The organism is Litorisediminicola beolgyonensis (assembly GCF_042679605.1).
Lineage (GTDB): Bacteria > Pseudomonadota > Alphaproteobacteria > Rhodobacterales > Rhodobacteraceae > Litorisediminicola > Litorisediminicola beolgyonensis.
Window position 1 is genome coordinate 1 of the sequence record NZ_JBHTMU010000050.1, and the last position, 24,529, is coordinate 24,529.

Genomic DNA, 24,529 nt, shown 5'->3' on the forward strand with positions numbered 1-24,529 from the left:
CGCTGCCGCCCGAGCTCCTTCGAGACCGCCTCCGCGATCTCCGGATCGCGCTCGGCGAGCGACTGGGTGAAAAAGCCTTCAGAGCGATGCGGGGCATTCATGGCAAACCTCCCGGGGTTGCAGATCAGTGCAGGGGTTTCGTCGTCGCGTTTCCTATCGGAAACGCATCGGGTTTGAAACGAGTTATTCTGTGACGCCTTCCCTATGTAAAGCGCCCAGAGACCAAAACCCGACCGTTTGCGGCAAGTTGCTGGCCCCCCGGGAAAACTTGTGCTTCTTTCGGACACGAGTGACGAAGACAGGAACCGGGATGACCCTCCGGATCGCCTTTGCGGCCTCCAATGCACCGATCGCGCAGGCCGCCCGCGAGGCGCTGTCGCGGCGCTACGGCGACCATGCCGAGAAGGGCGCGGACGTGATCGTGGCGCTTGGCGGCGACGGGTTCATGCTCTCGACGCTGCATCGCACGCAGGCGCTGGACGCGCCGGTCTACGGGATGAATCGCGGCACCGTCGGCTTCCTGATGAACGAATATTCCGAGCACGGGCTCGAGGACCGGCTGGCCTCTGCCGAGGAGGCGGTGATCAACCCGCTCTCGATGCGGGCGGCGGATGCGCATGGGCAGGTGCATGAGGAACTGGCGATCAACGAGGTCTCGCTTCTGCGGCAGGGACCGCAGGCGGCGCGGCTCAGGATCAGCGTCGATGGCAAGCTCCGGATGGCCGAGCTTGTCTGCGACGGGGCGCTGGTGGCCACGCCCGCGGGCTCGACGGCCTATAATTACTCGGCACACGGGCCGATCCTGCCCATCGGTTCGGACGTGCTGGCGCTGACGGCGATGTCGGCCTTCCGGCCGCGGCGCTGGCGCGGGGCGCTCCTGCCCAAGACCGCCGATGTGCGCATCGAGGTGCTCGACCCCGAGAAACGCCCGGTGATGGCCGAGGCGGATGCGCGCTCGGTCCGGGACGTGGTGCAGGTCGATATCCGCTCGGAGCCGTCGATCGCCCACCGGGTTCTGTTCGACCCCGGACACGGGCTGGAGGAAAGGCTGCTTCGCGAGCAGTTCGTGTGAGATCAGGGATGAGGAGAACGGCATGGGACTGACGATCAGGAGCGCCGCGGCGCTGGCGGCGGGCGCAGCGGCGCTCGCGGGCTGCGCCACGCCCGAGATGCCGCAGAAGGGCGCGTTCGTGCCGTTCTCCGAGGTCATGGCGGAGACCTCGGGCAAGCCGTGGGAATGCACCGCCTACGAGGCCGCGACAGACAGTTGCGAGGCGCTCTCGACCTATGAGCTGACCGGCGACCGGATCGACAGCCGCGGGCAGTTCGTCATCGACACCCGGCCCAGCATCATCGCCGCCGGCGCGGTGCGCTTCCGCGAGCGTGACGGGCGCGCCTGCGGCAATCTCGGCCAGATGCGGATGAGCTTTGACGGGCTCGACGATCCCCAGGCCGAAACCTTCATCCGCGAGGCGGTGCGTGCGACCTTCGGTCAGATGGGCGAGATCTGCGTCAGCTATTTCCGCGCGGGCGAGGACCGGTACGTGGTCGAGGCGCGCGATGCCGCGGGCGCCCTGATCCCCGACGGGACCGATGTCGTGACCTTCTTCGCCGACAAGAAGGCGCTGCGCGAGGCCGATCTCTAGGCGGAACAGTCGCCGGTGAAGGGCGTTGAGGGAGTGAAAGGAGCCTCCGCATGGACGCACTCGCCCGCTTCCTAGATTCGCCCGCCTTCCTGATCGGCTGGATCGTCCTGATGGTGCCCAGCCTCGTCTGGACGCTGCGCGATCTCTTCACCAGGAACGCGCATCTGATGCCGCTGATGAAGCTCGTCTGGGCGTTGACGGTGCTCTATTCCGGGCCGATCGGTCTGATGATCTACTGCTGGTCGGGCCGCAAGGAGATCGCGGCGGACGGGCTTTGGCGCCGCGCGGCGCGGTCGGTGGCGCATTGCTACTCGGGCTGCGGCATGGGCGAAATCCTCGGCGTGATCCTCGCGGCTGGCCTCTTGTCGCTCGGCGCGCATTGGGTCTCGGTGATCACCTTCTCGCTGGCCTATGTCTTCGGCTACGCGCTGACCGTGGGGCCGCTGGTGCAGGACGGGGTCGATCTGCGCACCGCGCTCAAGGACGCGGCCATTGCCGAGACGCCGTCCATCACGGTGATGGAGGTGACGGCCATCGGCATTAGCCTATGGCTCGCGGGCGGCGCGGGGATCGGCGAGTTGCGGTTCTGGACCGCGCTGATCGTGTCGCTGACCTGCGGGCTCGCGGCGGCCTATCCGGTCAATGTTCTCCTGATCCGATACGGCGTGAAGGAGGGGATGATGGATCCGCGGATGACCGATCATGGCGAGGGCCATGGCGATCACGACCATGGCGCCGCGCACGCCGGAGAGGGGCAGCACGCCTGAGCGTCTGCCCTGACAGGCGCGAAGGTTGCGGTATTGGCGCAACCTTGAATTGCGTCGTGTCTTCATTCACGCTACGTTGACGCCGGGTCATTTACACCCGCCCCAACGGTATTTTCCGAGTTGCGATTTTCTGCGCGCATTTTCAGCAAGGAGATTTTCCATGGCCCATGGGTCCGCTCACTTTGACGTCCTCGCCCCCCGTTCCCCCTTCTATCACGGTCCGTTCGGCCGCATCTGTCCCGATCTGCCCCCCTGGGATCCGAAACTGCCCGACGCGATGCTCTTCGAGATCGCCAACACGCATATGGTCGAGCGCCCCGGCATGGAGCCGGCGGAGCTGAAGGGCCAGGCCTCGGTCGAGGCGCTGGAGGCCGAGTTCGGCTCGACCATCCCGGCGGGCTATACCTATTTCGGACAATTCGTCGATCACGACATCACCTTCGACCCGGCCTCGAGCCTGATGAGGCAGAACGACCCGAACGGGTTGCGCAATTTTCGCACGCCGCGGCTCGATCTCGACAATCTCTATGGCAGCGGGCCGGACGATCAGCCCTATCTCTACGATGCCGATGACAAGGCGAAGATGGCCATCGGCGCGGTCGAGGGGCGGCCTGATCTGCCGGACCTTCCGCGCTTCGGCGACCGGGCGCTGATCGGCGACATGCGCAACGACGAGAACGCGATGGTGAGCCAGCTGCAGCTGGCGTTCCTTCTGGCGCATAACACGCTTGTCGACCGGGCGCGGGCCGCCGATCCCGACGCCGACACCCACACGGTGTTCGAGCGCGCGCGGCGCTCGCTGCGCTGGCTCTACCAGCACATCGTGCTGCGCGATTTCCTGCCGCGCATCTGCCTGCCGGATGTGGTGTCCTGTGCGCTCTGCCTCGACACCGCCTGCGGCGGGCGCAAGGTCTGGAAATGCGGGCTCGACGATGTCTATGGCTGGAAGAACCAGCCCTTCATGCCGGTCGAGTTCTCGGGCGCGGCCTATCGCTTCGGCCATTCGATGGTGCGCAACGCCTACCAGACGAACTTCCCCGAGCGCGGCTTCTCGGACCCGGCGACGGGCGACCGGCTCTTCGTGCCGATCTTCGACAACGTGGCCGGGAGCGACGGCGACGACCTGAGGGGCTTCCGCAAGATGGAGGCGAAGAACTGCATCCAGTGGGACTGGTTCCTCGAAATGGAGAGCTCGGGCGGGCCGTTCCCGCAGCGGGCGCGCAAGATCGACACCAAGCTCGCCAACGCGCTGGCCTTCCTCTTCGAGGGCGCGGCGGGCGAGCCCCTGAACGTGCTCGCCTTCCGCAACCTCAAGCGCGGAATCGCGCTGGGCCTGCCCTCGGGCACGGATGTGGCGCGGAAGATGTGCCTCGAGCCGGTGGCGCTGGAGCCGGGCGAGCCGGACGCGCTCTGGTACTATATCCTCAAGGAGGCGGAGCTTGGCGGAGGCAATTCGCTCGGTCGGATGGGCTCGATCATCGTCGCGGCGGTGTTCTCGGGGCTTCTGAAGGGCGATCCGAACTCTTGGCTCAACATCGCGCCCTGCTGGACGCCGTCCGACGACCCGCTCCTGAGGCCGGGCGAGGACAATGTCGACGATCCGAACTGGACGCTGGCGTCGATCATCCGGCTGGCCGGAATCAAGCCCGACGGCGTGGGCTTCGCGTGATTCCCTGAGGTCCCCAAGGGAGCGGGCGGCCGGCATCCCCAAGACGGCACCCGCGCCCCCCGCGCGCCCGGTCCCTGTGTGGTACGGACCGGGCGCGTTTTTTGTGGGGGGGAGGTGGTAAGTTTAGGGGCTTCGCCTCTCGCGACCACTGTCAGCGATTACGTATAGCGTGGGCCTGGGTGAAAAGCGGTCGCTATCTGAGGAAGTCACGAGGGACGGAAATATGCAAACACGAACGGAAGGCTCGAGAGTATGGAGGATACAATACTCCAAAGCTGTTAGGGTTGCCGAAACAGGAAGGCTTTCGGCGCAAGTCAAATATAATTGTCTATTAGCAAGATACTGCGCTAATGCGCATTGACATCGCCGTTTTGCTCTTGTGATCTGCATCCAACAAACTCCCTAACCTATGGCTGCTAGTGCCCGAGGGTTGAGGTGAGAGGGAGGAAATCTAGTTGTGGAGCGGAAAATTTTATGAAACTGCGTGAGGTTGGCGCGAGATGCTTTCGCACCCTTGAAGACCTGAAGATAACTTTCGAAGACAATTATTGTACCCTGAGCGGTCGCAATAACGCGGGAAAGACTGCTATAGTCAAGATAATAAGGCACTTTCTCGATGATGAGGATCGGCCATATTTCCACGCAGAGAACTCTTTGTCCTTTGATCGCGACCATACCCAATGGTCTGATACTGAAGAGATGGAGATTTCCCTTCGCCTTGAGCTTGATCGTCATGATGACGCGGAGGTATTTTATGTTGTGGATAAATTTAGCTCTAAGCCAATCGAGGGCGATACGGCACACGTCATGTTGGCGGAGAAATTCCTTAAGTCAGGTGGGAGCCAGATAAAGTGCTCTGTAAATGAAAATGAACTCGATAGTCAGAATTCAAGCGAAATCTCCAAAAAGCTTAAGTCTGCTGCAAATTTAGTTGTGCACAACTCCACCGCGCCACATAGGCGACTTTACTTTTTTTCTGGGGAGATGACTGAGGTTCTCGAGTCGCATTTTTCGCAAGAAGATAGGAAAAAAATCCAAGACGCTGAAAAAAATCTTTCAAATAAGGTCAAGTCTGCAGCGAGGCAGCATAAAGAAGAGTTGAGTCAACTTTTGGGACGTCTCGGCGAGAACTACGAAGTCGAATTGACGACCCTTGACAGGGGCGGCTCCTCGCGATTTCCGCTGAACGTAAAGCTTAACGATAAAAGTGTTGATGCCAACTTAGGAGGTTGGGGCTCTGGAACGCAAAACAGAACAAGGGTCTTGATATCAGTTCTGGAGGCGGATCGTATCCGAAAATCACAAGCTGCGGAGAATCGTTCGACGCCGGTGGTAATTGTGGAGGAACCTGAAAGCTTCCTGCATCCCTCTGCTCAAGCTGAATTTGGAAAAGTGCTGAACAATCTCGCGGAAGACTTCGGTATACAAATCGTCACAACAACCCATAGCCCCTATATGCTAAATCAGAATAACCCCGGCGCCAATCTTCTCTTGGAGCGGAGGGTTATTCGTAAGAAGCTGAAAGAGACAACTCAAATTAAAGCGTCGGGAGATGATTGGATGCTGCCGTTTGCCGACAATTTGGGTGTAGTGTCCGATGAATTCATACCTTGGAAGAAAATTATTGGATCGGCGAACTCAAGAATTCTGCTGGTTGAGGGAGAGATTGATGTTGAGTACTTAGAATTTATACGGCAGAACTATCCCGATATTTACCACTTGCCAGAAGATGTTCAGATCGTCTCTTATGGTGGGAAAGATGCGCTGAAAAATACTCAAGTCTTGCAATTCATGATCTCTCGCCTCGATAAAGCATATATCACATTCGATCTGGATGCTAAGCATGAAGTCGTTAAAAAGCTCCAGTCTATTGGTCTAACTGAAGAAGCTGATTACTGCGCTATCGGCCTAGATAAGCCCGGGCAGGAGTGCATAGAAGGTCTTCTTCCTCAATCTCTTCTTGCAGAGGTTTATGCCGAAAATGTTGAGGATATAATGGCTCTCGGATCTGCAAGCTCCGCAGCCAAAAAGTCTGCAAAGGGTAACCTGAAAAAAGCCTCGTTGGAAAAATTTAAGGCTGGTACCTTGAAGAGTTCTCAAATTCCAGAGATGGCGAAGCTGCTGAAAAAAATAGCTAAGTCCTTTTGAAGTTGGTTGAGTTGCGTTGGAGGGGCGGGCTTTACGGCTTGTGCATAGAGCTTCGGGATTCGCACTGTTCATCGCGCCGCCGCTACGACAATTCACATGTCCTCATTAGGCCTAAACCATTCGTCGAAGACATTTTTAAAAAGTCGTTTACCGCGCCCGCCGGATCGTAACTCATCGCTTGTGTCTTGCCTCTTCAATCTCCCCCTCACTCCAGGGGCAGGCCCACGTAGTTCTCCGCGATGGCGCGGGAGGCGGCTTCGGAGCTGGCGGTGAAGTCGAACTCGGCGCGTTGCATGCGTTTCTCGAAGGGGGAGTTCTCGGGGAACTGGTGCATCAGGGTGGAGAGCTGCCAAGAGAAGCGCTCGACCTTCCAGACGCGGGTCAGCACGGTCTCGGAATAGCTGTCGATATAGGCGTCGTTGCCCTTGGTGTAATGCTCGATCAGCGCGCGGGACAGGAGGCGGACATCGGCCACTGCGAGGTTCAGGCCCTTGGCGCCGGTGGGCGGCACGATATGGGCGGCGTCACCGGCGAGGAACATGTTGCCGTAGCGCATGGGCTCGGCGACGAAGCTGCGCAGGGGCGCGATGCTCTTCTCGAAGGAGGGGCCGGTCTGCAGGTCGGCGGCGGTGTCGGGGCCGAGGCGGAGGGCGAGCTCCTCCCAGAACCTCTCGTCGGACCAGTCCGAGACATCGTCGTCGAGATCGCACTGGATGTAGTAGCGCGAGCGGGTCTTGGAGCGCTGCGAGGCCAGCGCGAAGCCGCGTTCGTGATGGGCGTAGATCAGCTCGTGGCTGACCGGGGGCTTCTCGACCATGATGCCGAGCCAGCCGAACGGGTAGACGCGCTCGAAGGTGCGCAGGGTGTCGGCGGGAATGGCCTGGCGCGAGACGCCGTGATAGCCGTCGCAGCCCGCCACGTAATCGCAGGAGATCTCGATCTCCTCGCCCTCATGGGTGAAGCGGACCTTGGGGCTGTCGCTCTTGAGGTCGGTGGGCGTGACGTTGTCGACGTTGAAGTAGAAGCGCTGATCCTCGGCGAAGCGGCGGTCGAAGAGATCCTTGGTCACCTCGGTCTGGCCGTAGACGGTGACGGTCTTGCCGGTCAGGCCCTTGAGGTCGATGCGGTGGCGCTCGCCGTCGAAGCTCAGGTCGAAGCCGTCATGGACGAGCCCCTCGCGGTGGCAGCGCTCGGCGACCCCGGCCTCTTCCAGCGCGGTCACGGTGCCCTGTTCGAGGACGCCTGCACGGATGCGGCCCTCGATATAGGCGCGGTCGCGGCGGTCGAGCACGATGGTGTCCACCCCGGCATTGGCCAGGAGCTGGGACAGGAGAAGGCCGCTCGGGCCGGACCCGATGATGCAGACGGAGGTCGAGACATGTGTGGTCATGAAAGGCTCCCCGGAGCTTGGACGAGTCGCGGCGCGGGGCCGCGGGTCCCGTGTGAGGTTGGGCTGTAAAATAGCGATCCTTCGGGGGTCGGGAATGGACAGGCTTGGAGAATACTTGCACTATCCGATCTGATTGCCGGTCCTTTGCGGGCGGCGTGCGCGGGGGAGATGCGCCATGCGTCAGGTTCCGACCTACGCTCTCTACGGGGAATTGCTGTCCGCGACGCAGTCGGACCCGGTGCATCACGAGACGATCAAGGAGCGCAGTTCCAAGCATGGATGGACAATCCGACTTCACCGGCACGAGAAGCTGGCGCAGGTCTTCCTGTTTCGGAGCGCGCGTGTGCGGCTCAGGCTTGGCGAGGCGGAGTATCGGAGCGAGGAGCCGCTGCTCCTGGTGGTGCCGCCGGGCGTGCCGCACGGGTTCCATTTCGACGAGGACGTGGTGGGCGATGTGCTGAGCCTGCCGCTCGACCGGCTGGCCGGGGATATCCGCGCCCGGATCGAGGCGGTGCCCGCGGGGCAGGCGGGCATTCTGCCGCGAAGCGCGGTGGCGCGGTTCGACGAGGTCGAGGCGCTGATGGGGCAGATCGGGCGGGTGTTCCACGCGGTCAGCCCGGAGCGGGCGGCGCTATTGTCGGCGCTGGCTCAGGCGGTGATCCTCTATGCGACCGAGAGCGTCGCGCGGCTGGTGCCGCCGGGGGCCGAGGCGGAGGCGGCGGAGCTGACGCCGCATGAGCGGCAGGCGCAGGCCTTCTGCGCGCTGGTCGAGCGGCATTATGCGCAGGATTGGAGCGTGGCGGATTACGCCGAGGAGATCGGCGTCTCGGCGCCGCATCTGAGCCGGGTCTGCCGCCATATCCTCGGCGTCTCGCCCAATGCGCTCGTGCGGCAGAGGCGGCTCGTGGAGGCGCGGCGGCTTCTCACCTACACGCGGCTGCCGGTCGCGGATGTGGGGCTCAGGGCCGGATTCCGCGAGGCGGGGTTCTTCAGCCGGACGTTCAAAGCCGAGACCGGCCTCAGCCCGCGGGCCTTCCGGAGCGACAGCGGCGGCTAGGCGGTGTCGGCGAGCCAGTGTTCCAGCATGTCGAGGACCGGGAGGACCGCGCCGAGGCGGCTGGCCAACAGGAACATCCCGCCGAGCTTGCGCTGGAGATAGAGCACGTCCATCGGCAGGGGCGGCGGGACGTAGCCGTCCTCGGCCAGCGCGCGGCCCTCGGCCTGCATCCGGCGGGGCAGGTCGGTCGCGGCGAAATCGAACGCGGCCGGCGCGCGGAGCGCGGCGAAAACCATGTGGATCATGGTCAGGATGCGGTCGCGGTGGCGCGGGGCCTCGGAGCCGGTCAGGAGGCCCAGCTCATGGGCCAGCGCGGCAATGCGGTCGGGCTGATCCCTGAGACCGGCCTCGAGCAGGGCGCGGTAGCGGCGGACGAGCTCGGGCGAGAGCGTGCGGGCGGCGCCGAAATCGAGAAGCACGATGCGGCCCGTGGCCGGGTCGTGGCGGTAATTCGCGAAATTCGGGTCGCTCTGCATTTCGCCAAAGCGGAAGATCTCGGTCAGGGTCAGCTCGACGAGGGCTGTGGCGAGGCGGTTGCGGTCCGGCTGGGGCAGGGCGGCGGCGGCCTCGATCGGCTCGGAGGCGAGGTAGTCCATCACCAGGCATTGGCCGGTGCTCCAGTCGGGGTGGAAGGCCGGGACGGAGAACCTCGGGTCGTCCGCGAGCCTCTCGCCGAAGCGCGCGAGCGCCGCACCTTCGCGGGCGTAATCGGTCTCGTCGTGCAGCTGGCGGCGGGCCTCGTCGAGATAGGGCGCCAGCTCGAACCCCTTGGGCAGGAGGCCCGAGAGCCGCACCAGCGCGCCGACATTGGCGATGTCGCTGTCGATGCTGCGGGCGACGCCGGGATATTGCACCTTGATCGCCACGTCGCGCCCGTCGCGCAGGAGCGCGCGGTGGACCTGGCCGATGGAGGCGGCGGCCAGCGGGCGGGGGTCGAAGCGGCGCATCTTCTTCTGCCAGCCGATGCCCCAGTTGGCGTCGAGCACCTGCCGGAGCTGGCGGGGCGGCATGATATGGGCGTCGTCGCGGAGCCGGGCGAGGATGTCGGCCAGCTCGCGGGGCAAGACCTCGCCCGCGTCCATCGACAGAAGCTGGCCGATCTTGATCGCCGCGCCGCGCATCCGGGCCAGTTCGTTGGTCAGCCGGGTGAGGTTCGCGGGCGTGATCAGGAGATCGCGGGCGCTCGGACGGCCGCCGCGGCCATATTCGCCCGCCGCGCGCCATGCGGCGGAGCCCGCGATCCCGGCCGCGACTCTGCCGAGCCGCGCCATGCGGGTCAGGCGGCCCGAGGGGACGGGCAGGCCTCGGGGGGGCTCGGGGCGGGTCTCGGACATCGCTTTGGCTCGGCCTTTCCAGCGCTCGGCGGTGAGCGGGAAGCTAGGCCGGGCGGGCCGGAGAGAAAGGCGCGTGTCGTCGCAGGGCGGGCGGCGTCACTCCACGTCGAAGGGCTCGAAATTGTCGGCGCGCGCGCGCTTCCAGCGGTTGAGATAGCCGAAATCGTCCTTCTCGTCGCGCAGGAGAAACCCGTTCGGGAGATAGGGATAGACCTCTTCGCCGGTGACCATGTCGCGGTCGCCCTCGCGCATCAGAAGGTGATGGGGGCGGAAGTCGCCGGGATGGGCGAGGCCCGCGGCACCGGTCATCTCCTGCAGCGCCTTGAGGGTGTTCTGGTGAAAGCGGAAGACGCGCTCGGATTTTTCGGTGACGTCGAGCGCGCGCATGCGCATCGGGTCCTGCGTCGCCACGCCCACGGGGCAGTGGTTGGTGTGGCAGGCCTGCGCCTGGATGCAGCCGATGGAGAACATGAAGCCGCGCGCGGAATTGGCCCAGTCGGCGCCGAGCGCGAGGATCTTGGCGATGTCGAAGGAGGTCACGAGCTTGGCCGATGCGCCGATCTTGAGCCGGTCGCGCAGGCCCGCGCCGCGCAGCGTGTTGTGGGCGAAGACCAGCCCCTCGACGAGCGGCATGCCGAGATGGTCGGCGAATTCGAGGGGCGCCGCGCCGGTGCCGCCCTCCTTGCCGTCGACGACGATGAAATCGGGCACGATGCCGGTCTCGATCATCGCCTTGACGATGCACATGAACTCGCGCCGGTGGCCGATGCAGAGCTTGAAGCCGACGGGCTTGCCGCTGGCGTTCTCGCGCAATTTGCCGATGAACTCCATCAGCCCGATGGGGGTCGAGAACTCGGGATGGGAGGCGGGCGAGACGCAGTCCTGGCCCATCGGCACGCCACGCGCCTCGGCGATCTCGGGCGAGATCTTGGAGGCCGGGAGCACGCCGCCATGGCCGGGCTTGGCGCCCTGACTGAGCTTCAGCTCGACGAGCTTGACCTGGGGGTCGGCGGCGGTGTCGCGGAACTTGGCGGCGTCGAAGCGGCCCTCGGGCGTGCGGCAGCCGAAATAGCCCGAGCCGACCTCGTAGATCAGGTCGCCGCCGCCCTCGCGGTGGTAGCGGCTGATGCCGCCCTCGCCGGTGTCATGGGCGAAGCCGCCCTTCGCGGCGCCCTTGTTCAGCGCGAGGATGGCATTGGCCGAGAGCGCGCCGAAGGACATCGCGGAGATATTGTAGAGCGAGGCGTCATAGGGCGCTGTGCAGTCGGGGCCGCCGATCCGGACGCGGAAATCGTGGCTCTCGATATGCTTGGGCGCGGTCGAATGCGTGATCCATTCGTAGCCGGAATCGTAGACCCGCTTGCGGGTGCCGAAGGGGCGCTTGTCCTCGACGCCCTTGGCGCGCTGGTAGACGATCGAGCGCTTGTCGCGGGAGAAGGGCTCTTCGTCCTGGTCGCTCTCGATCAGGTATTGGCGGATCTCGGGGCGGATGCCCTCGAAGAGAAAGCGCATATGGCCGAGGACGGGGTAGTTGCGGAGGATCGAGTGGCTGGTCTGGGTGACGTCGTAGACGCCGATGACCGAGAGCGCGCCGAAGAGCGCGACACCGAGGAGGAACCAGGGCGACCAGAAGAGGCCGATCACGCAGACGACGGTCAGGACGATGACGCTGCCGAAGAGAAAGAACCGCATGAGACCTCCGAATAGGGCAGGTGGCGCGGGTCCCGGTGGACCGGTCTGTCCGTGTGATGGTCCCGCGCCCAATTGCGGCGACGATAGACCAGCGTCCCGCGCCGAGGCCAGTGCGAATGCATGAAAATGAGGCACTTGGCCTCCGGGGTGGGGCATGACGGCAGGGCCGTTCTCTGCTACCCGGGTGCCGTGCCTGTGCCGTGGCGCAGGCCCGGACGCATGGGAGACCGGAGATGACCCAGTCCTTTGACCGCCTCGTGGAGCGGCAGATCCAGAAAGCCCTGGCCGACGGTCAGCTGACGGGCTTGCAGGGAGAAGGCAAACCGCTGCCGGACCGGAGCGGCGAGGCCTTCACGGACATGGCGACGGCGGTTGCGACGCGGATCATGGCGGAGGCCGGGGCGCTGCCCGAGGAGTTCAGGATCAAGAAGCTCCTCGAGGCGGCGAAGCTCAGATACCGAGAGGCCGCGAGCGATGCGGAGCGGCGACTGGCGATGGCGCTGATCTCGGATCTGGAGCTGCGCTACAATATCGCCGTCGAGGCGCGGCGGCGCTTCATGGGGCATTAGGCGCCGGGGTTGCCCGCCCCGCGCCTCAGGCTCAGGGCTCAGCCAAGCGCCTCGCCCAGCTCGTTTTCCAGCTGCCGCATCGCCTCGGCGCGGGGCTTCGAGAAGCGCGCGAGGAGGAGATAGGCGACCGGCGTCAGGTAAAGCGTCGAGAGCGTGGCGAGGCCGAGCCCGCCGACGATCACCCAGCCGAGCGCCTCGCGCGCCTCGGCCCCCGCGCCCGAGGACAGGATCAGCGGCACGCCGCCCAGCACGGTCGAGGTCATTGTCATCATCACCGGGCGCAGGCGGATGGTGGAGGCGTCGGTGATGGCGTCGCGCAGGTCCGCGCCGCGGTCGCGCAGTTGGTTGGCGAACTCGACGATCAGGATGCCGTTCTTGGCCATGATCCCGATCAGCATCACGAGCCCGATCTGGCTGTAGACGTTGAGGCTGAGCCCGGTGAACAGCAGCGCGAAAATCGCGCAGGCCAGACCCAGGGGCACCGTGGCCATGACGACCACCGCCGAGATCACGCTTTCGAATTGTGCCGAGAGGACGAGGAACACGACGATGATCGCGAAGCCGAAGGTCACCAGAAGGCCCGAGGCGGTCTGGTTCAGCGTCGCGGCCTCTGCGAGCGGCACGATGCGGTTCTCCTCGGCCAGGATGTCCTGGGCCAGGGCTTCGGTCTGGGCGAGCGCGTCCCCGAGCGACAGTTCGGGCGTGAGCCCCGCGGAGATCTCGACCGAGCGGTTCTGGCCCTCGCGTTCGAGCTCGGGCGCAACGGCGCGTTCCTCGAGCGTGACGAAGCTCGACATCGGCACGGTCTGGCCGCTTCCGGTCTGCACGAAGATGTTGCTCAGGTCGCTCGGGTCGTCGACCGGGTCCGAGGTCGAGAGCATCTGGATGTCGTAGCTCTTGTCGTCGATGAAGACCGAGCCCACGGTGCGCCCGTCGAGCACGGCGCGGAGTGCTTCGCCGAGACCCGCGATCTCGATCCCGAGATCCGAGGCGCGCTGGCGGTCGATCTCGATGAAGAGCTGCGGCTGGGTGGTCTCGTATTCGAGCCGCACCTGCCCGAAGGCGGGGTTTTCCTGCATCCGCGCGACGAGCGCTTCGGAGACCTCGGCGAGCTGGGCGTAATTGTCGCCGGTCACCGCGAAGGTCAGGCCGCGCCCGGCGCCGCGGATGCCCAGCGAATTGGGCTGGATGGCGAAGGCGCGCACGCCGATGACGCCGCCGAGCTTGCCGTTGATCTCGCCCACGATCTCGTCCTGGCTGCGGGCGCGTTCGCTCCAGGGGGCGAGGGTGAAGACCATGAAACCGCGATTGTCGGCGCCGAAGCCGGTGATCGAGAAGATGTTCTCGACCTCGCCGGTGTCGCGGAGCGGCGCGATCACGTCCTCGATCTCGCGCATCTTGCCGGTGGTGTAGTCGAGCGAGACGCCCTGTGGGGTCGTCACCGACAGAAGCGCCACGGCGCGGTCCTCGCGGGGCGTCAGTTCCTGCCGGATTCCGGAAGAGACGAAGACCGCGGTGGCTGCGAAGAGCGCGGCGATGACGACGATCAGGATCGGCATGTCGAGCGCCCAGGAAAGCGTGCGCCTGTAGAGCCCGGCGAGCCGGTCGCCGACCCAGATCATCGGGCCGCGCGCGCCGGTGTCGGGCTCGCGGGTCAGAAGGAGGCTCGCGAGCACCGGGCAGAGCGTCAGCGCCACAACCGACGACAGCGCGACGGCCATGGCGAGGGTGAAGCCGAACTCGCGGAAGAGCCCGCCCGCCTGACCGGGCAGGAAGGACAGCGGCACGAAGACCGCCGCGAGCGTGGCGGTGGTGGTGACCACGGCGAAGAACACCTCGCGCGTGCCGAGGACGGCCGCGGCGCGCGGGCCGATCCCCTCGCCGCGGCGGCGGACGATGTTCTCGAGGACGACGATGGCGTCGTCGACGACCATGCCGGTCGCCAGGACCAGCGCCAGGAGCGTGAGGATATTGACCGAGAATCCGGCCATGTAGACCGCCGCCAGCGTGCCGATCAGCGCGACGGGCATGGTGAGCGCCGGGATCAGCGTGGCGCGCATGTCGCGCAGGAAGAGGTAGATCACCACCACGACGATGCCGATGGCGAGGCCGAGCGTCTTCAGCACCTCCTCGATGGAGCCGCGGATGAAGACCGCGTCGTCGGAGGTGACGAAGATCGAGACATCCTCGGGCAGGGTGCGGTCGAGCTCGGCCACGACCTCGCGCACGGCGGCGGAGATCTCGAGCGTGTTCGAGGTGGCCTGCCGGATGATCCCGAGGCCGATCCCGGTGGCGCCGTTGGCGCGCAGCACGGTCTCGTCGGGGGCGGGGCCGAGGGTGACGCGCGCCACGTCGCGCAGGTGCACATCGGGGGCGAGCTGGAGGTCCTCGAACCCGGCGGGGGTGGCCACGGTCGCGGTGGTGCGCACCGAGATCGACTGGCTGTCGCCGGACAAGTCCCCGGCGGGCGCGTCGAAATCGGCATCGCTCAGCGCGCTGCGGATATCGGCGAGGGTGAGGCCGCGCGCGGCCAGCGCCGACTGGTCGATATCGACCCGGAAGATCGGTTCGCGGTCGCCGTAGATCTGCAGGTCGGCCACGCCGTCGAGCGACAGGAGCCGGTCCTCGACCCGGTCCTGCACGATGCGGGTCAGGTCCTGCGGCGAGCGGCCTGGAGCGGTCACCGCGACGCGGACGACCGGCTGGGCATTGGCGTCGGCCTTGACGATCTCAGGCGTGTCGGCCTCGTCGGGGAGCTGGTTGGCGATGCGGGCGACGCTGTCTCGGACATCGGTGGCGGCGACGTCGAGATCGACATCGTCCTGGAACTCGATGGTGACGCGGCTGCGCCCGAAGCGCGAATTGGACGAGATCGAGCGGACCCCGGCGACGCGGCCGACCGCGCCCTCGATCCGGCCGGTGACCTCCTGGTCGACGCTTTCGGGCGAGGCGCCGGAGTATTGCGTGGTGACGGTGACGACGGGGCGGTCGACATTGGGCAGCTCGCGCACTTCGACCCCGAAGAGCGCGGCGAGACCGGCCAGGACGATGAGCGCGCTCAGGACGAAGGAGAGGATCGGGCGACGCACGAAAAGCGCGGTGCCGGAGCCGGAGACGGTTTCGGGCGTGTCGGTCATGGCGCGGGTCCCGTCTCAGAGATGCCGGGGCGCGGGCGAGGGCAATGCCGCGCTTTTCTCGGGCGCAAGCTCGACCTCGGCGCCGGGGCGGAGGGTCTGGACGCCTTCGATCACCACCGTCTCCCCGGGGGCAAGCTCGCCCTCGACAAGGACGCGGTCGGCATCGCGCTGGCGGATGGTGACGAAGACGCGCTCGGCCTTGCCGTCGCGCACCGCCCAGACATAGGAGCCCTCGGACGCCCATTGCACCGCGAGCGGATCGACCGCGACAAGCGTCTCGCCGGGGAAGCGCAGGGTGACGACGAAGGCCATGCCGCTGCGGAGCGCATCGTTGTCGTTGGGCAGGCGGCCCTGGACGCGGAGGGTGCGGGAGGTGCGGTCGACAAGGCTGTCGACGGCGCGGATGGTGCCGGAGAGCACCTCGTCGGGCAGGCCCAGGGGCCGCGCTTCGAGCGTCATGCCGGGCGAGACGCGGCCGACGACGCGGGCAGGGACGCGGAACTCGACGAGGATCTCGCTGCGGTCGACGAGGGTCGCGACCTCTTCCTGCGCGGAGAGAAGATCGCCGATTTCGACGTCGATCAGGCCGACGCGGCCCGCGAAAGGCGCGCGGACGCTGCGGCGGTCGAGCTCGTATTGCGCTTCGCGCAGCGCCAGTTCGGCGGTCCGGAGCGCCAGCTGCGCCTCGCGCTCGCGCACCTCGGTGACGGCGCCGGTGCCCTGCAGGCGGGTCAGGCGCTGGGCCTCGTCGCTGGCATCCTCGAGCATCAGTTGGGCGCGTTCCAGCGCGATGCGCTGGGCGGCGGCGTCGAGACGGAGAAGGACGTCGCCCTCGGCCACGGTGCCGCCAAGCTCGGTCGCGACCTCGGTCACCTCGCCGCTGACCTCGGCGCGCAGCAGCGCGGTGCGCAGCGCGCGCCCATCGCCGATGGCCTCGACCACATCGTTGGTTTCGGCCTCGACGACTTCGGCGGTGACCACGCGGGCAGGTCCGCGCCCGCCGAACCCGCCGCGCCCGCCGGAGGATTCGGCGGCGGCGACCTCGATCCCCAGCATTTCGGCGACGCCGATGCGGTCGAGAAAGGCGGCGGCGGACGGGACGTAGGTGATCCAGACGAAGAGCGCGACAGCGACGGCCGCGAGGGAAAGGAGAAGCTGGCTGGCGTGACGCATCATGTGTCCTGAGGGGCGAGAAAGACAGGCGCGGGCCCCGGTCGGACCAGCATAATATGTGAGAGCGATGGTAGCGTCGTGATCGGCACAGTCCATATCACGGATGCGTGTTGGAATGTGCGAAGTATTCGGCGCAGGTAATTGATTGGAAATGAAAAACCGACCTTGCGTGCCGCGCTGTGCGGCAATGTGGACCTTGCTGCGCTCCTGCGCGGAGCCCAAGGAATATGCGCGCGAGGATCGCCTCTTAAAAGTATGACTTTATTGGGTTGTCCGCGTCAGGGCGTGACGGGCGCGGGGCCGAGCGTGCCGCGCAGGATGACCTCGGTGCCGAGCTCGACGCTGTCGGCGGCGGTGGCGTCGTCGCGCATGTCGATCAGCATGCGCGCGGCGCGGCGGCCCATCTCGCGATGCGGGACGTGCACGGTGGTGAGCTGCGGGGTGAGGACGCGGGCGATCTCGATATCGTCGAAACCGGTGATCGAGACATCCTCGGGCACCGAGAGGCCCAGCTCGCGCGCGGCGATCATCGCGCCCGCCGCGAGCACGTCGTTGCCGCACATGATCACGGTCGGGCGCGGGTCCCGCGTCAGAAGGGCGTGGGCGGCGGCGCGGCCGCTTTCGATATCGTAGACGGTTTCCTGCAGGCTCAGGTCGTCTTCGCCGAGACCGGCGGCGCGCATCGCGTCGAGGAGTCCGAGCCAGCGGTTCTGGGCGCGGTCGTTGCCCTCGCGCTGGGCGGTGACGAGGCCGATGCGGCGATGGCCGAAGGCGAGGGTCTTCTCGGCCAGCGCCCGCATGGCCGCGCGGTTGTCGAAACCGACGGCGGGGCGGGGCTGGTCCGGGGCGAAGGCCCAGGCGACGACATGCGGGATCTTCCGGCGGTCGAGGAAATCGTAGATCTCGGCGCTTCGCTCGAAACCGATCAGCAGGAGCGCGTCGGCGCCGCGGGCGACGAGCGTGCGGATCTGCTCGGCCTCCTGCTCGGGATCGTAGGAGGAGGAGGAGACGAGCATGGTCGAGCCTGCCGCGGCCAGCTCGCGCTGCACGGCTTCGAGACCGCGCGCGAAGATCGCGTTCTCGAGCGTCGGCACGATCGCGCCCACGGTATTGGTGCGCTTGGCGGCGAGCGCGCGGGCCCCGAAATTCGGCGCGTATCCGAGCGTGTCGATGGCGGCGCGGACGCGGCGGAGCGTGTCGGGCTGGACCACCTCGGGCGAGTTGATGCAGCGCGACACGGTGGCGGTCGAGACCCCCGCCGCGGTGGCCACGTCGTTCACCGTGGGATTCGTTCCGGATCGCACGGTCCGTGCCTGACGAGTCGCGATGAGCCCGCTCCCAAACTAAGGTTTGCCCTGCAATAGTACCCAAAACATGGGAAATCCACCACAAGGATGTAAGCGCTTGCAATGCGCAATGTAAGCGCTTACACTGATCCTGCAACGGCAACTTGGAGGAGGTGCCGCATGTATCTCATCATCGCTGCGATCGGCTTCGCGATCTACTGCACCAATGTCGTGATGGGGGCGCTGCTTCGGGCGCCGTTCCTGAGCGACGTGGGCGAGATGCTCGTGCTCTTTGCCGCATCGATCGCGTTCACCGCCGCCATCCTGCGGCGCGAGGCGGACGCGAAGGCCAAAAGCAAGACCGAATAACGAGACAGAATGACCAAACGGGAGGAAACCATGGATCATGACGTGAACGAGCTGAAGTCGGCGACGCGCCGCAACTTCCTCAAGCTGACGGCAGCGGGCAGCTTTACCGCCGCGATGGTCGCGGGCGCCGCGGGCGTGCTGTGGTCGAGCGAGGCGGTCGCGCAGACGCAGAAGGAAGAGGCCGAACGCGAGGCCGCCGCCGAGCACACGATGACCATCGCCACGGCTTACGTGCTGGGCGCGTCGCGCAGCTATCCGATCATGCAGCTCGATCTCAAGGAGAACATCCAGAACGTCTCGAACGGGCGCATCTACGTCAAGCTCGCCCCCGGTGGCCAGCTCGGCGCGGGCGGTGCGCTGGTGCAGGCGGTGCAGGGTGGCACGATCCAGTGCGCGCAGCATTCGCTGTCGAACTTCGCGCCCTTCGCGAGCGCGGTGGACCTGATCAACCTGCCGTATTTCTGTGGCTCGAACCAGCGCTTCACCAACCTCGTGCATTCCGACGCCTGGGCCAGCCAGGTGCACCCCAAGGTCGAGGCCGCGGGCTTCAAGGCGCTGTTCTACGTCGTGATCGATCCGCGCGTCGTGGCGATGCGCGCAGGCGGGGCCGGTCCGGTCCTGACGCCGGGCGATCTCAGCGGCGTGAAGTTCCGCGTGCCGGGCTCGCAGATGCTGCAGCAGTATTACCGGATGGTCGGCGCCAACCCGACGCCGGTCGCATGGGGCGAGACGCCCTCGGCGATCAAGCAAGGCGTGGCCGATGCGCTCGATCCCTCGGTGGGCGCCCTCTACGTCTTCGGCTTCAAGGACATCCTGAGCCACGTGACCTTCACCCAGGCGGTTCCGGATAGTCAGGTCTATTCGGTCAACCTGGAATGGTTCAACTCGATGCCTGCGGACCTGCAGGAGGCGATCACCTTCGCCGGCGAGCTGACCGGTCACCAGAACCTCGCCAAGGTGCCCTCGGCGCGGGCCTACGCGATGTCCGAGCTCAGCAAGGCGGGCGTCGAGTTCCACACGCTGAACGACGACCAGCTCGGCGAGTGGAAAGAGGCGGGCGGCTACCAGCGCTCGGAATGGGACAACTTCAAGACCGAGCTCGCGGGCTCGATGGACCAGTTCTCGGCGCTTGAAGAAGCTGCCGGAACCCAAGGAAAGTATTACGTCAACGACGCCTGATAGGCGCCTTTCGCGGGGCTGCCCGACGGGCAGCCCCGACCGACCCGACATCTTTTCCCTTTGGACGACGTGACGCGGAGCGCAGATGCGCTGGACCGCGACCGGGAGACCCTTATGCCTCGAGTCCTGCAACTTCTGAACGCGAACGTGGAGAGATGGGCGCTGCTCGTCTTCTACGTCATGCTCGTCGCCACAATGTTCATCGAGGTCGTGCGGCGGGAACTCTTCGCCTATTCCTCGATCTGGGGCGAAGAGATCGTCCGCTACTCCTTCATCTATCTCGCCTGGATCGGTGCCGCCGCGGCGGTCAAGGAGCGCGGCCATATCCGCATCGACGTGATCATGCAGTGTATCGGCCCGAGGCCGAAGGCGGTGCTCTACATCTTCGGCGACCTGGTGATGATGGCGGTCGCGGTGATCGCCTTCTACTGGTCGCTCGAGACGGTGCTCGTTTCGGCCAAGTTCGGCTCGGTCACCCACGGTCTTCGGATCAGCCAGGTCTGGTTCCTGTCGGCGGTGCCGATCGGCTTCGGGCTGGTGATGTTCCGTCTCGCCCAATCGCTTCTGCGCGACATCACCGACCTTCGTTACGGACGCCCCGTGTACGAGGGCGACAAGCTTTTCGACTGAGGGGACGGTCATGCTCTGGAACCAACTTCAAGAACAGACCATCGACCTCGGATGGGATTTCTACGGACCCGTGCTGCTGTTCGTGGCCCTGGTCGCGCTCGCGGTCCCGGTCTGGGCCGCCATCGGATCGGCCGCGATCCTGATGCTCGTGATCTCGGGTGCGCTGCCGCTCAGCCTTGTCGGTGAAAGCCTCTTTCACGGCATCGACCATTTCGCGCTGACCGCCGTGCCGCTCTTCATCCTGACCGGCGACGTGCTGGTCCGGACCGGTCTTAGCCGCAAGTTCCTCGACGTGGCCGAGGCGCTGACGCAATTTGCCAAGGGCGGGTTTGGATCGGCGACGGTGCTCGTGTGCGGCATGTTCGCGGCGATCTCGGGCTCTGACGCGGCGGGCGCCGCGGCGGTCGGACGGATGACCATCGACCGGCTGGTCGAGAGCGGCTATCCGCGCCCCTATGCCTGCGCGCTGGTCGCGGCGGGCGCCTGTACCGGCATCCTGATCCCGCCGTCGATCGCCTATATCATCATCGGCCTCGTCCTCGGCATATCGGCCTCGACCCTCTTTCTCGCCGCGGTCATTCCCGGTCTCGCGATCCTGCTGTCGATCCTGGCCACCAACATCATCATGAACCGGCTCTACGGCTGGGAGGGCGGCGGCAACATCTCGATGTCGGAATATTTCAGCCGCCTCGGCGCCGCGCTGAAATCCGGCTGGTACGCCTTCATCGTGCCCGGGATCATCTTCTACGGCATCTTCTCGGGGCGGCTGACGCCGACCGAGGCGGGCGCGACGGCGGTGGTGGTGACCATCATCATGGGGTTCATCCTCGGCACGCTGAAGCTCTCGGACTTCCCGGCGATGCTGGTCAGCTCGGCCAAGGTCAACGGGATCATCCTGCCGATCATCGCCTTCTCGCTGCCGCTCGCCCAGGCGCTCGCCATCCTCGGCGTGCCGCAGGGCTTCGTCTCGGCGGCGACCTCGGTCAGCGAGGAGCCCTGGGTGCTGATCCTGATGATGATCCTCATCCTGATGGCGGCGGGCTGCGTGATGGAGACGACGCCCAACATCGTGATCCTCGCGCCGATCCTGAAGCCGCTCGCCGACAGTATCGGCATGAACGAAATCCAGTTCTGCATCATGATGATCACCGCGCTCGGCGTGGGCTTCATCACGCCGCCCCTGGGTCTCAACCTCTTCGTGGTGGCGGGCCTGACGGGCGAATCGATCCTCAAGATCGCCTACCGCGCGGTGCCCTTCGTGTTCTTCATGCTGCTGGTCACCGTGATGATCGCCTACATCCCCGCGATCTCGACCACCCTTCTTCCCGAAATCTATCGCTAGGAGCCCGTCATGGCACTGGAATACCTGAAAAAAGCCACTCTCACCTCCACCAGCGACGCGGGCGAGACGCAGGCCATCGTCAAGGGCATTCTCGACGATATCGAGGTCGGCCGTGAGGACAAGGCGATGGAATACGCCGCCAAGTTCGACCGCTACGACGGCAATGTCCTTCTGACCGAGGAGGAGATCGAGGCGGCCTGCGCCAAGGTGTCGGACCGGCTCAAGGCCGACATCCAGTTCAGCCACGACAATGTCCGCCGCTTCGCCGAGGCGCAACTCGAGACGGTGGCGGATTTCGAGACCGAGATCCTGCCGGGCTTCGTCGCCGGGCAGAAGGCGATCCCGGTCGATGCGGCGGGCTGCTACGTGCCCGGCGGGCGCTACAGCCACATCGCCAGCGCGATCATGACGGTGACCACCGCCAAGGTCGCGGGCTGCAAGAACATCGCGGTCTGCTCGCCGCCGCGCCCCGGCGTCGGGATCAACCCGGCGATCGTCTATGCGGCCAAGCTCTGCGGCGCCGACCAGATCCTCGCCATGGGCGGCGTGCAGGGGGTCGCGGCGATGACCTTCGGTCTCTTCGGTCTGCCCGAGGCCAATATCCTCGTGGGACCGGGCAACCAGTTCGTGGCCGAGGCCAAGCGCATCCTCTACGGGCGCGTCGGCATCGACATGTTCGCCGGTCCGACCGACAGCCTGATCCTCGCCGACAAGAGCGCCGATCCCGAGATCGCGGCGGTCGACCTCGTGGGGCAGGCGGAGCATGGCTACAACTCGCCGGTCTGGCTGGTCACCGATGACCGCGCGCTCGCCGAGACGGTGATGAAGCGCGTGCCCGAGCTGATCGAGGAGCTGCCCGAGACCAACCGCGACAACGCCCGCGCGGCCTGGCGCGACTATGCCGAGGTGATCCTCTGCGCCGACCGCGAGGAGATGGCGGCGACCTCCGACAGCTATGCGCCCGAGCACCTGACGGTGCAGGCCGAGGATCTGGACTGGTGGCTGGGGCGGCTGGCCTGCTACGGCTCGCTCTTCCTCGGTGAGGAGACCACGGTCGCCTTCGGCGACAAGGCGGCGGGAACCAACCACGTGCTGCCGACGAGCGGCGCTGCGCGCTATACCGGGGGGCTCTCGGTCCACAAGTACATGAAGATCGTCACCTGGCAGCGCGCCACCCGCGACGGGGCTCGTCCCATCGCCGAGGCGACGGCGCGGATCTCGCGGCTCGAGGGCATGGAGGGCCATGCCCGCACCGCCGATATCCGGCTGAGGAAATACTTCCCCGACCAGAGCTTCGAGCTCGACGCGCATGCCTGAGGACGCTGCAACAGCCGCCGGGCTTTTCGATCTGACCGGCCGGGTCGCCTGCGTGACCGGCGCAAGCTCGGGGCTCGGGCGGCGCGCGGCGACGGTTCTGGCGCGCGCGGGCGCGTCGGTGGTGGGGGTTGCCAGGCGGGAGGATGCGCTCATCGCCTGGCGCGAGGAGGCCGGCGGGCGCACCGCGGCAATCGCCGCGGATGTCGCGGCGCGGGACGGGATCGCCGATCTCGCCCGCGCTGCCTCCGAGCCCTTCGGCGCGCCGGACATCGTGGTCCACGCCGCCGGGATCAACACCCGCGAGCCCGCCGATCGCGTGACCGCCGAGGGCTGGGACCAGACGCTGGCGCTGAACCTCTCGGCGCCGTTCTTCCTGAGCCAGGCCTTCGCGCCCGCGATGGCGGAGAAGGGCTGGGGACGGATCGTGAATTTCGCCTCGCTGCAATGCTATCGCGCCTTCCCGGCGGGCGTCGCCTATGGCGCGTCGAAGGGCGGCATCGCGCAGATGACCCGCGCGCTGGCCGAAGCGTGGTCGGGCCGGGGGATCAACGTCAACGCGATCGGGCCGGGGTTCTTCCGCACCGAGCTGACGGCGGCGGTCTTCTCGGATCCCGAGCGGGCGGCGCGCAATGCCGCGCAGACCTGCATCGGCCGGAACGGCGAGCCCGAGGATATCGACGGCCCGCTCCTGTTTCTCTGCTCGGAAGCCAGCGCCTACGTCACCGGCCAGGTGCTGATGGTCGACGGGGGGTTCACCGCGAAATGAAAGCGCTCGTCTATACCGGCCCCGAGAGCCTCAGCTACACCGATGCCGCCGAGCCGGTGGCGCGCGAGGGCGAGACGGTTCTCGACATCACCCATGTCGGCATCTGCGGCTCGGATATGCATGCCTTTCTCGGCCATGACGAGCGGCGTCCGGCGCCGCTGATCCTGGGCCATGAGGTGGCGGGGACCGTGCGCGCCGACGGGCGGCGGGTGACGGTGAACCCCCTCGTCACCTGCGGGACCTGCCGCTACTGCCTCTCCGGTCAGGACAATCTCTGCACGACACGGCAGATCATCTCGATGCCGCCGCGCGAGGGTGGCTTCGCCGAGGCGGTGGCGATGCCCGAGCGGAACCTCGTGGAGGTGCCCGAGCACGTCACCGACGCGCAGGCTGCGCTGGCCGAGCCCCTTGCCTGCGGCTGGCACGCGGTCCGCGTCGCGCGGACCACCGTGCCCGGGGCCGAGCGCGCGCTCGCCATCGGTGGCGGCGCGATCGGGCTCGGCGCGGCGCTGTCACTCCTGGCGCAAGGGGTCGGATCGGTGACGCTCTGCGAGCCGAGCGCTGCCCGCCGCGACTATATCCGCGAGACCTGCGGGATCGACGCGGTCGCGCCCGAAGACCTGGAGGACGCCGCGCCTTTCGACATCGTCGTCGACGGGGTGGGCTATGCCGCGACGCGGGCGCAGGCCTCGGCCAAGGTCCGGCCCGGCGGGGTGATCGTGCATATCGGGCTCGGCAGCGCCGAGGGCGGGCTCGATATCCGGCGGCTGACGCTGCAGGAGATCACCTTCACCGGCACCTATACCTACACCGCGCAGGATTTCCGCGACACCGCGCAAGCGATGTTCGACGGCCGTCTCGGCGCGCTCGACTGGACCGAGATCCGGCCGCTGTCCGAGGGCGCGCGCGCCTTTGCCGATATCCGCGCGGGCCTCGTGGCCGCGCCGAAACTCATTCTCAGACCCTAACTCAAGGAGATCGCCATGAGCGAAATACCGCACCTTCTGGTACATGAAAAAGCCGACAACGTGGGCGTTGTTGTGGTCGAAGGCCTGACC

General features: G+C 66.2%; 20 protein-coding genes. 14 read left to right on the top strand and 6 right to left on the bottom strand.

Annotation, left to right across the window (positions count from 1 at the left end; all coding sequences use genetic code 11):
• The first annotated feature begins 310 nt into the window (after window positions 1–310).
• The 5 genes from ACFQ4E_RS18475 (at window position 311) to ACFQ4E_RS18495 (ending at window position 6,230) form a co-directional block, all read left to right on the top strand.
• The gene (locus ACFQ4E_RS18475) at window positions 311–1,072 is read left to right on the top strand and encodes an NAD kinase (RefSeq protein WP_386806009.1); all 762 of its coding nucleotides are present in this window, start codon (window positions 311–313) and stop codon (window positions 1,070–1,072) included.
• A 22-nt stretch (window positions 1,073–1,094) separates the two neighbouring features.
• Window positions 1,095–1,646: a hypothetical protein gene (locus ACFQ4E_RS18480; RefSeq protein ID WP_386806010.1), complete on the top strand. Its 552-nt coding sequence runs from the start codon at window positions 1,095–1,097 to the stop codon at window positions 1,644–1,646.
• A 50-nt stretch (window positions 1,647–1,696) separates the two neighbouring features.
• Complete coding sequence (locus tag ACFQ4E_RS18485) at window positions 1,697–2,413, top strand: DUF4396 domain-containing protein (RefSeq protein ID WP_386806011.1); 717 nt, start codon at window positions 1,697–1,699, stop codon at window positions 2,411–2,413.
• A gap of 160 nt (window positions 2,414–2,573) precedes the next feature.
• Complete coding sequence (locus ACFQ4E_RS18490; RefSeq protein ID WP_386806012.1) at window positions 2,574–4,082, top strand: peroxidase family protein; 1,509 nt, start codon at window positions 2,574–2,576, stop codon at window positions 4,080–4,082.
• A 474-nt stretch (window positions 4,083–4,556) separates the two neighbouring features.
• Window positions 4,557–6,230: an ATP-dependent nuclease gene (locus tag ACFQ4E_RS18495; protein ID WP_386806013.1), complete on the top strand. Its 1,674-nt coding sequence runs from the start codon at window positions 4,557–4,559 to the stop codon at window positions 6,228–6,230.
• Between the two features lie 205 nt (window positions 6,231–6,435).
• Here ACFQ4E_RS18495 and pobA read toward each other — a convergent pair whose 3' ends face one another.
• The gene (pobA, locus tag ACFQ4E_RS18500) at window positions 6,436–7,620 is read right to left on the bottom strand and encodes a 4-hydroxybenzoate 3-monooxygenase (protein ID WP_386806014.1); all 1,185 of its coding nucleotides are present in this window, start codon (window positions 7,618–7,620) and stop codon (window positions 6,436–6,438) included.
• 175 nt (window positions 7,621–7,795) lie between these two features.
• Between pobA and ACFQ4E_RS18505 the strand changes: the two genes are divergently transcribed.
• Window positions 7,796–8,677: a helix-turn-helix domain-containing protein gene (locus tag ACFQ4E_RS18505; RefSeq protein ID WP_386806015.1), complete on the top strand. Its 882-nt coding sequence runs from the start codon at window positions 7,796–7,798 to the stop codon at window positions 8,675–8,677.
• On the opposite strand, the gene ACFQ4E_RS18510 is transcribed toward ACFQ4E_RS18505, so the two are convergent.
• Together ACFQ4E_RS18510 and ACFQ4E_RS18515 are read right to left on the bottom strand one after the other, a co-directional pair.
• Window positions 8,674–10,011: an ABC1 kinase family protein gene (locus ACFQ4E_RS18510; protein WP_386806016.1), complete on the bottom strand. Its 1,338-nt coding sequence runs from the start codon at window positions 10,009–10,011 to the stop codon at window positions 8,674–8,676. The two genes, ACFQ4E_RS18505 and ACFQ4E_RS18510, sit on opposite strands and share 4 nt — an antisense overlap.
• Window positions 10,012–10,107: 96 nt before the next feature.
• Entirely contained in the window at window positions 10,108–11,703 is a 1,596-nt protein-coding gene (locus tag ACFQ4E_RS18515; RefSeq protein WP_386806017.1) for an FMN-binding glutamate synthase family protein, read from the bottom strand.
• A gap of 233 nt (window positions 11,704–11,936) precedes the next feature.
• Between ACFQ4E_RS18515 and ACFQ4E_RS18520 the strand changes: the two genes are divergently transcribed.
• A complete protein-coding gene (locus tag ACFQ4E_RS18520) occupies window positions 11,937–12,272 on the top strand; it encodes a DnaJ family domain-containing protein (RefSeq protein ID WP_386806018.1) in 336 nt (111 codons plus the stop codon).
• 38 nt (window positions 12,273–12,310) lie between these two features.
• Here the strand turns inward: ACFQ4E_RS18520 and ACFQ4E_RS18525 are convergent, their stop codons facing one another.
• The 3 genes from ACFQ4E_RS18525 to ACFQ4E_RS18535 all read right to left on the bottom strand — a co-directional run bounded on the left by ACFQ4E_RS18525 (window position 12,311) and on the right by ACFQ4E_RS18535 (window position 17,886).
• Window positions 12,311–15,409, bottom strand: coding sequence for an efflux RND transporter permease subunit (locus ACFQ4E_RS18525; RefSeq protein WP_386806019.1), 3,099 nt, complete (start codon window positions 15,407–15,409; stop codon window positions 12,311–12,313).
• 15 nt (window positions 15,410–15,424) lie between these two features.
• Window positions 15,425–16,585, bottom strand: a complete 1,161-nt coding sequence (locus ACFQ4E_RS18530; protein WP_386806020.1) for an efflux RND transporter periplasmic adaptor subunit — start codon at window positions 16,583–16,585, stop codon at window positions 15,425–15,427.
• Window positions 16,586–16,860: 275 nt separating this feature from the next.
• On the bottom strand, window positions 16,861–17,886 hold the full coding sequence (locus ACFQ4E_RS18535) for a LacI family DNA-binding transcriptional regulator (RefSeq protein ID WP_386806021.1): 1,026 nt from the start codon (window positions 17,884–17,886) through the stop codon (window positions 16,861–16,863).
• A gap of 162 nt (window positions 17,887–18,048) precedes the next feature.
• On the opposite strand from ACFQ4E_RS18535, the gene ACFQ4E_RS18540 reads away from it, so the two are divergent.
• From ACFQ4E_RS18540 to ACFQ4E_RS18570, 7 genes are all read left to right on the top strand, one after another.
• Window positions 18,049–18,237 (top strand): hypothetical protein, encoded by a 189-nt coding sequence (locus ACFQ4E_RS18540; RefSeq protein WP_386806022.1) that lies wholly within the window; start codon window positions 18,049–18,051, stop codon window positions 18,235–18,237.
• 30 nt (window positions 18,238–18,267) lie between these two features.
• The gene (locus ACFQ4E_RS18545; RefSeq protein ID WP_386806028.1) at window positions 18,268–19,416 is read left to right on the top strand and encodes a TRAP transporter substrate-binding protein; all 1,149 of its coding nucleotides are present in this window, start codon (window positions 18,268–18,270) and stop codon (window positions 19,414–19,416) included.
• 114 nt (window positions 19,417–19,530) lie between these two features.
• On the top strand, window positions 19,531–20,046 hold the full coding sequence (locus ACFQ4E_RS18550; protein WP_386806023.1) for a TRAP transporter small permease: 516 nt from the start codon (window positions 19,531–19,533) through the stop codon (window positions 20,044–20,046).
• A gap of 10 nt (window positions 20,047–20,056) precedes the next feature.
• Window positions 20,057–21,388, top strand: coding sequence for a TRAP transporter large permease (locus tag ACFQ4E_RS18555; protein WP_386806024.1), 1,332 nt, complete (start codon window positions 20,057–20,059; stop codon window positions 21,386–21,388).
• Window positions 21,389–21,397: 9 nt separating this feature from the next.
• On the top strand, window positions 21,398–22,705 hold the full coding sequence (gene hisD, locus ACFQ4E_RS18560; RefSeq protein WP_386806025.1) for a histidinol dehydrogenase: 1,308 nt from the start codon (window positions 21,398–21,400) through the stop codon (window positions 22,703–22,705).
• Complete coding sequence (locus ACFQ4E_RS18565) at window positions 22,698–23,471, top strand: SDR family NAD(P)-dependent oxidoreductase (protein WP_386806026.1); 774 nt, start codon at window positions 22,698–22,700, stop codon at window positions 23,469–23,471. The genes hisD and ACFQ4E_RS18565 overlap by 8 nt, the downstream gene beginning before the upstream one ends.
• Entirely contained in the window at window positions 23,468–24,439 is a 972-nt protein-coding gene (locus ACFQ4E_RS18570) for an alcohol dehydrogenase catalytic domain-containing protein (protein WP_386806027.1), read from the top strand. The genes ACFQ4E_RS18565 and ACFQ4E_RS18570 overlap by 4 nt, the downstream gene beginning before the upstream one ends.
• Window positions 24,440–24,529 lie beyond the last annotated feature (90 nt).

Excerpts from the sequence above, each read along its gene's own strand:
- ACFQ4E_RS18475 (WP_386806009.1), top strand. The coding sequence starts at position 311 with ATGACCCTCCGGATCGCCTTTGCGGCCTCCAATGCACCGATCGCGCAG.
- ACFQ4E_RS18480 (WP_386806010.1), top strand. The coding sequence starts at position 1,095 with ATGGGACTGACGATCAGGAGCGCCGCGGCGCTGGCGGCGGGCGCAGCG.
- ACFQ4E_RS18485 (WP_386806011.1), top strand. The coding sequence starts at position 1,697 with ATGGACGCACTCGCCCGCTTCCTAGATTCGCCCGCCTTCCTGATCGGC.
- ACFQ4E_RS18490 (WP_386806012.1), top strand. The coding sequence starts at position 2,574 with ATGGCCCATGGGTCCGCTCACTTTGACGTCCTCGCCCCCCGTTCCCCC.
- ACFQ4E_RS18495 (WP_386806013.1), top strand. The coding sequence starts at position 4,557 with ATGAAACTGCGTGAGGTTGGCGCGAGATGCTTTCGCACCCTTGAAGAC.
- pobA (WP_386806014.1), bottom strand. The coding sequence starts at position 7,620 with ATGACCACACATGTCTCGACCTCCGTCTGCATCATCGGGTCCGGCCCG.
- ACFQ4E_RS18505 (WP_386806015.1), top strand. The coding sequence starts at position 7,796 with ATGCGTCAGGTTCCGACCTACGCTCTCTACGGGGAATTGCTGTCCGCG.
- ACFQ4E_RS18510 (WP_386806016.1), bottom strand. The coding sequence starts at position 10,011 with ATGTCCGAGACCCGCCCCGAGCCCCCCCGAGGCCTGCCCGTCCCCTCG.
- ACFQ4E_RS18515 (WP_386806017.1), bottom strand. The coding sequence starts at position 11,703 with ATGCGGTTCTTTCTCTTCGGCAGCGTCATCGTCCTGACCGTCGTCTGC.
- ACFQ4E_RS18520 (WP_386806018.1), top strand. The coding sequence starts at position 11,937 with ATGACCCAGTCCTTTGACCGCCTCGTGGAGCGGCAGATCCAGAAAGCC.
- ACFQ4E_RS18525 (WP_386806019.1), bottom strand. The coding sequence starts at position 15,409 with ATGACCGACACGCCCGAAACCGTCTCCGGCTCCGGCACCGCGCTTTTC.
- ACFQ4E_RS18530 (WP_386806020.1), bottom strand. The coding sequence starts at position 16,585 with ATGATGCGTCACGCCAGCCAGCTTCTCCTTTCCCTCGCGGCCGTCGCT.
- ACFQ4E_RS18540 (WP_386806022.1), top strand. The coding sequence starts at position 18,049 with ATGTATCTCATCATCGCTGCGATCGGCTTCGCGATCTACTGCACCAAT.
- ACFQ4E_RS18545 (WP_386806028.1), top strand. The coding sequence starts at position 18,268 with ATGGATCATGACGTGAACGAGCTGAAGTCGGCGACGCGCCGCAACTTC.
- ACFQ4E_RS18550 (WP_386806023.1), top strand. The coding sequence starts at position 19,531 with ATGCCTCGAGTCCTGCAACTTCTGAACGCGAACGTGGAGAGATGGGCG.
- ACFQ4E_RS18555 (WP_386806024.1), top strand. The coding sequence starts at position 20,057 with ATGCTCTGGAACCAACTTCAAGAACAGACCATCGACCTCGGATGGGAT.
- hisD (WP_386806025.1), top strand. The coding sequence starts at position 21,398 with ATGGCACTGGAATACCTGAAAAAAGCCACTCTCACCTCCACCAGCGAC.
- ACFQ4E_RS18565 (WP_386806026.1), top strand. The coding sequence starts at position 22,698 with ATGCCTGAGGACGCTGCAACAGCCGCCGGGCTTTTCGATCTGACCGGC.
- ACFQ4E_RS18570 (WP_386806027.1), top strand. The coding sequence starts at position 23,468 with ATGAAAGCGCTCGTCTATACCGGCCCCGAGAGCCTCAGCTACACCGAT.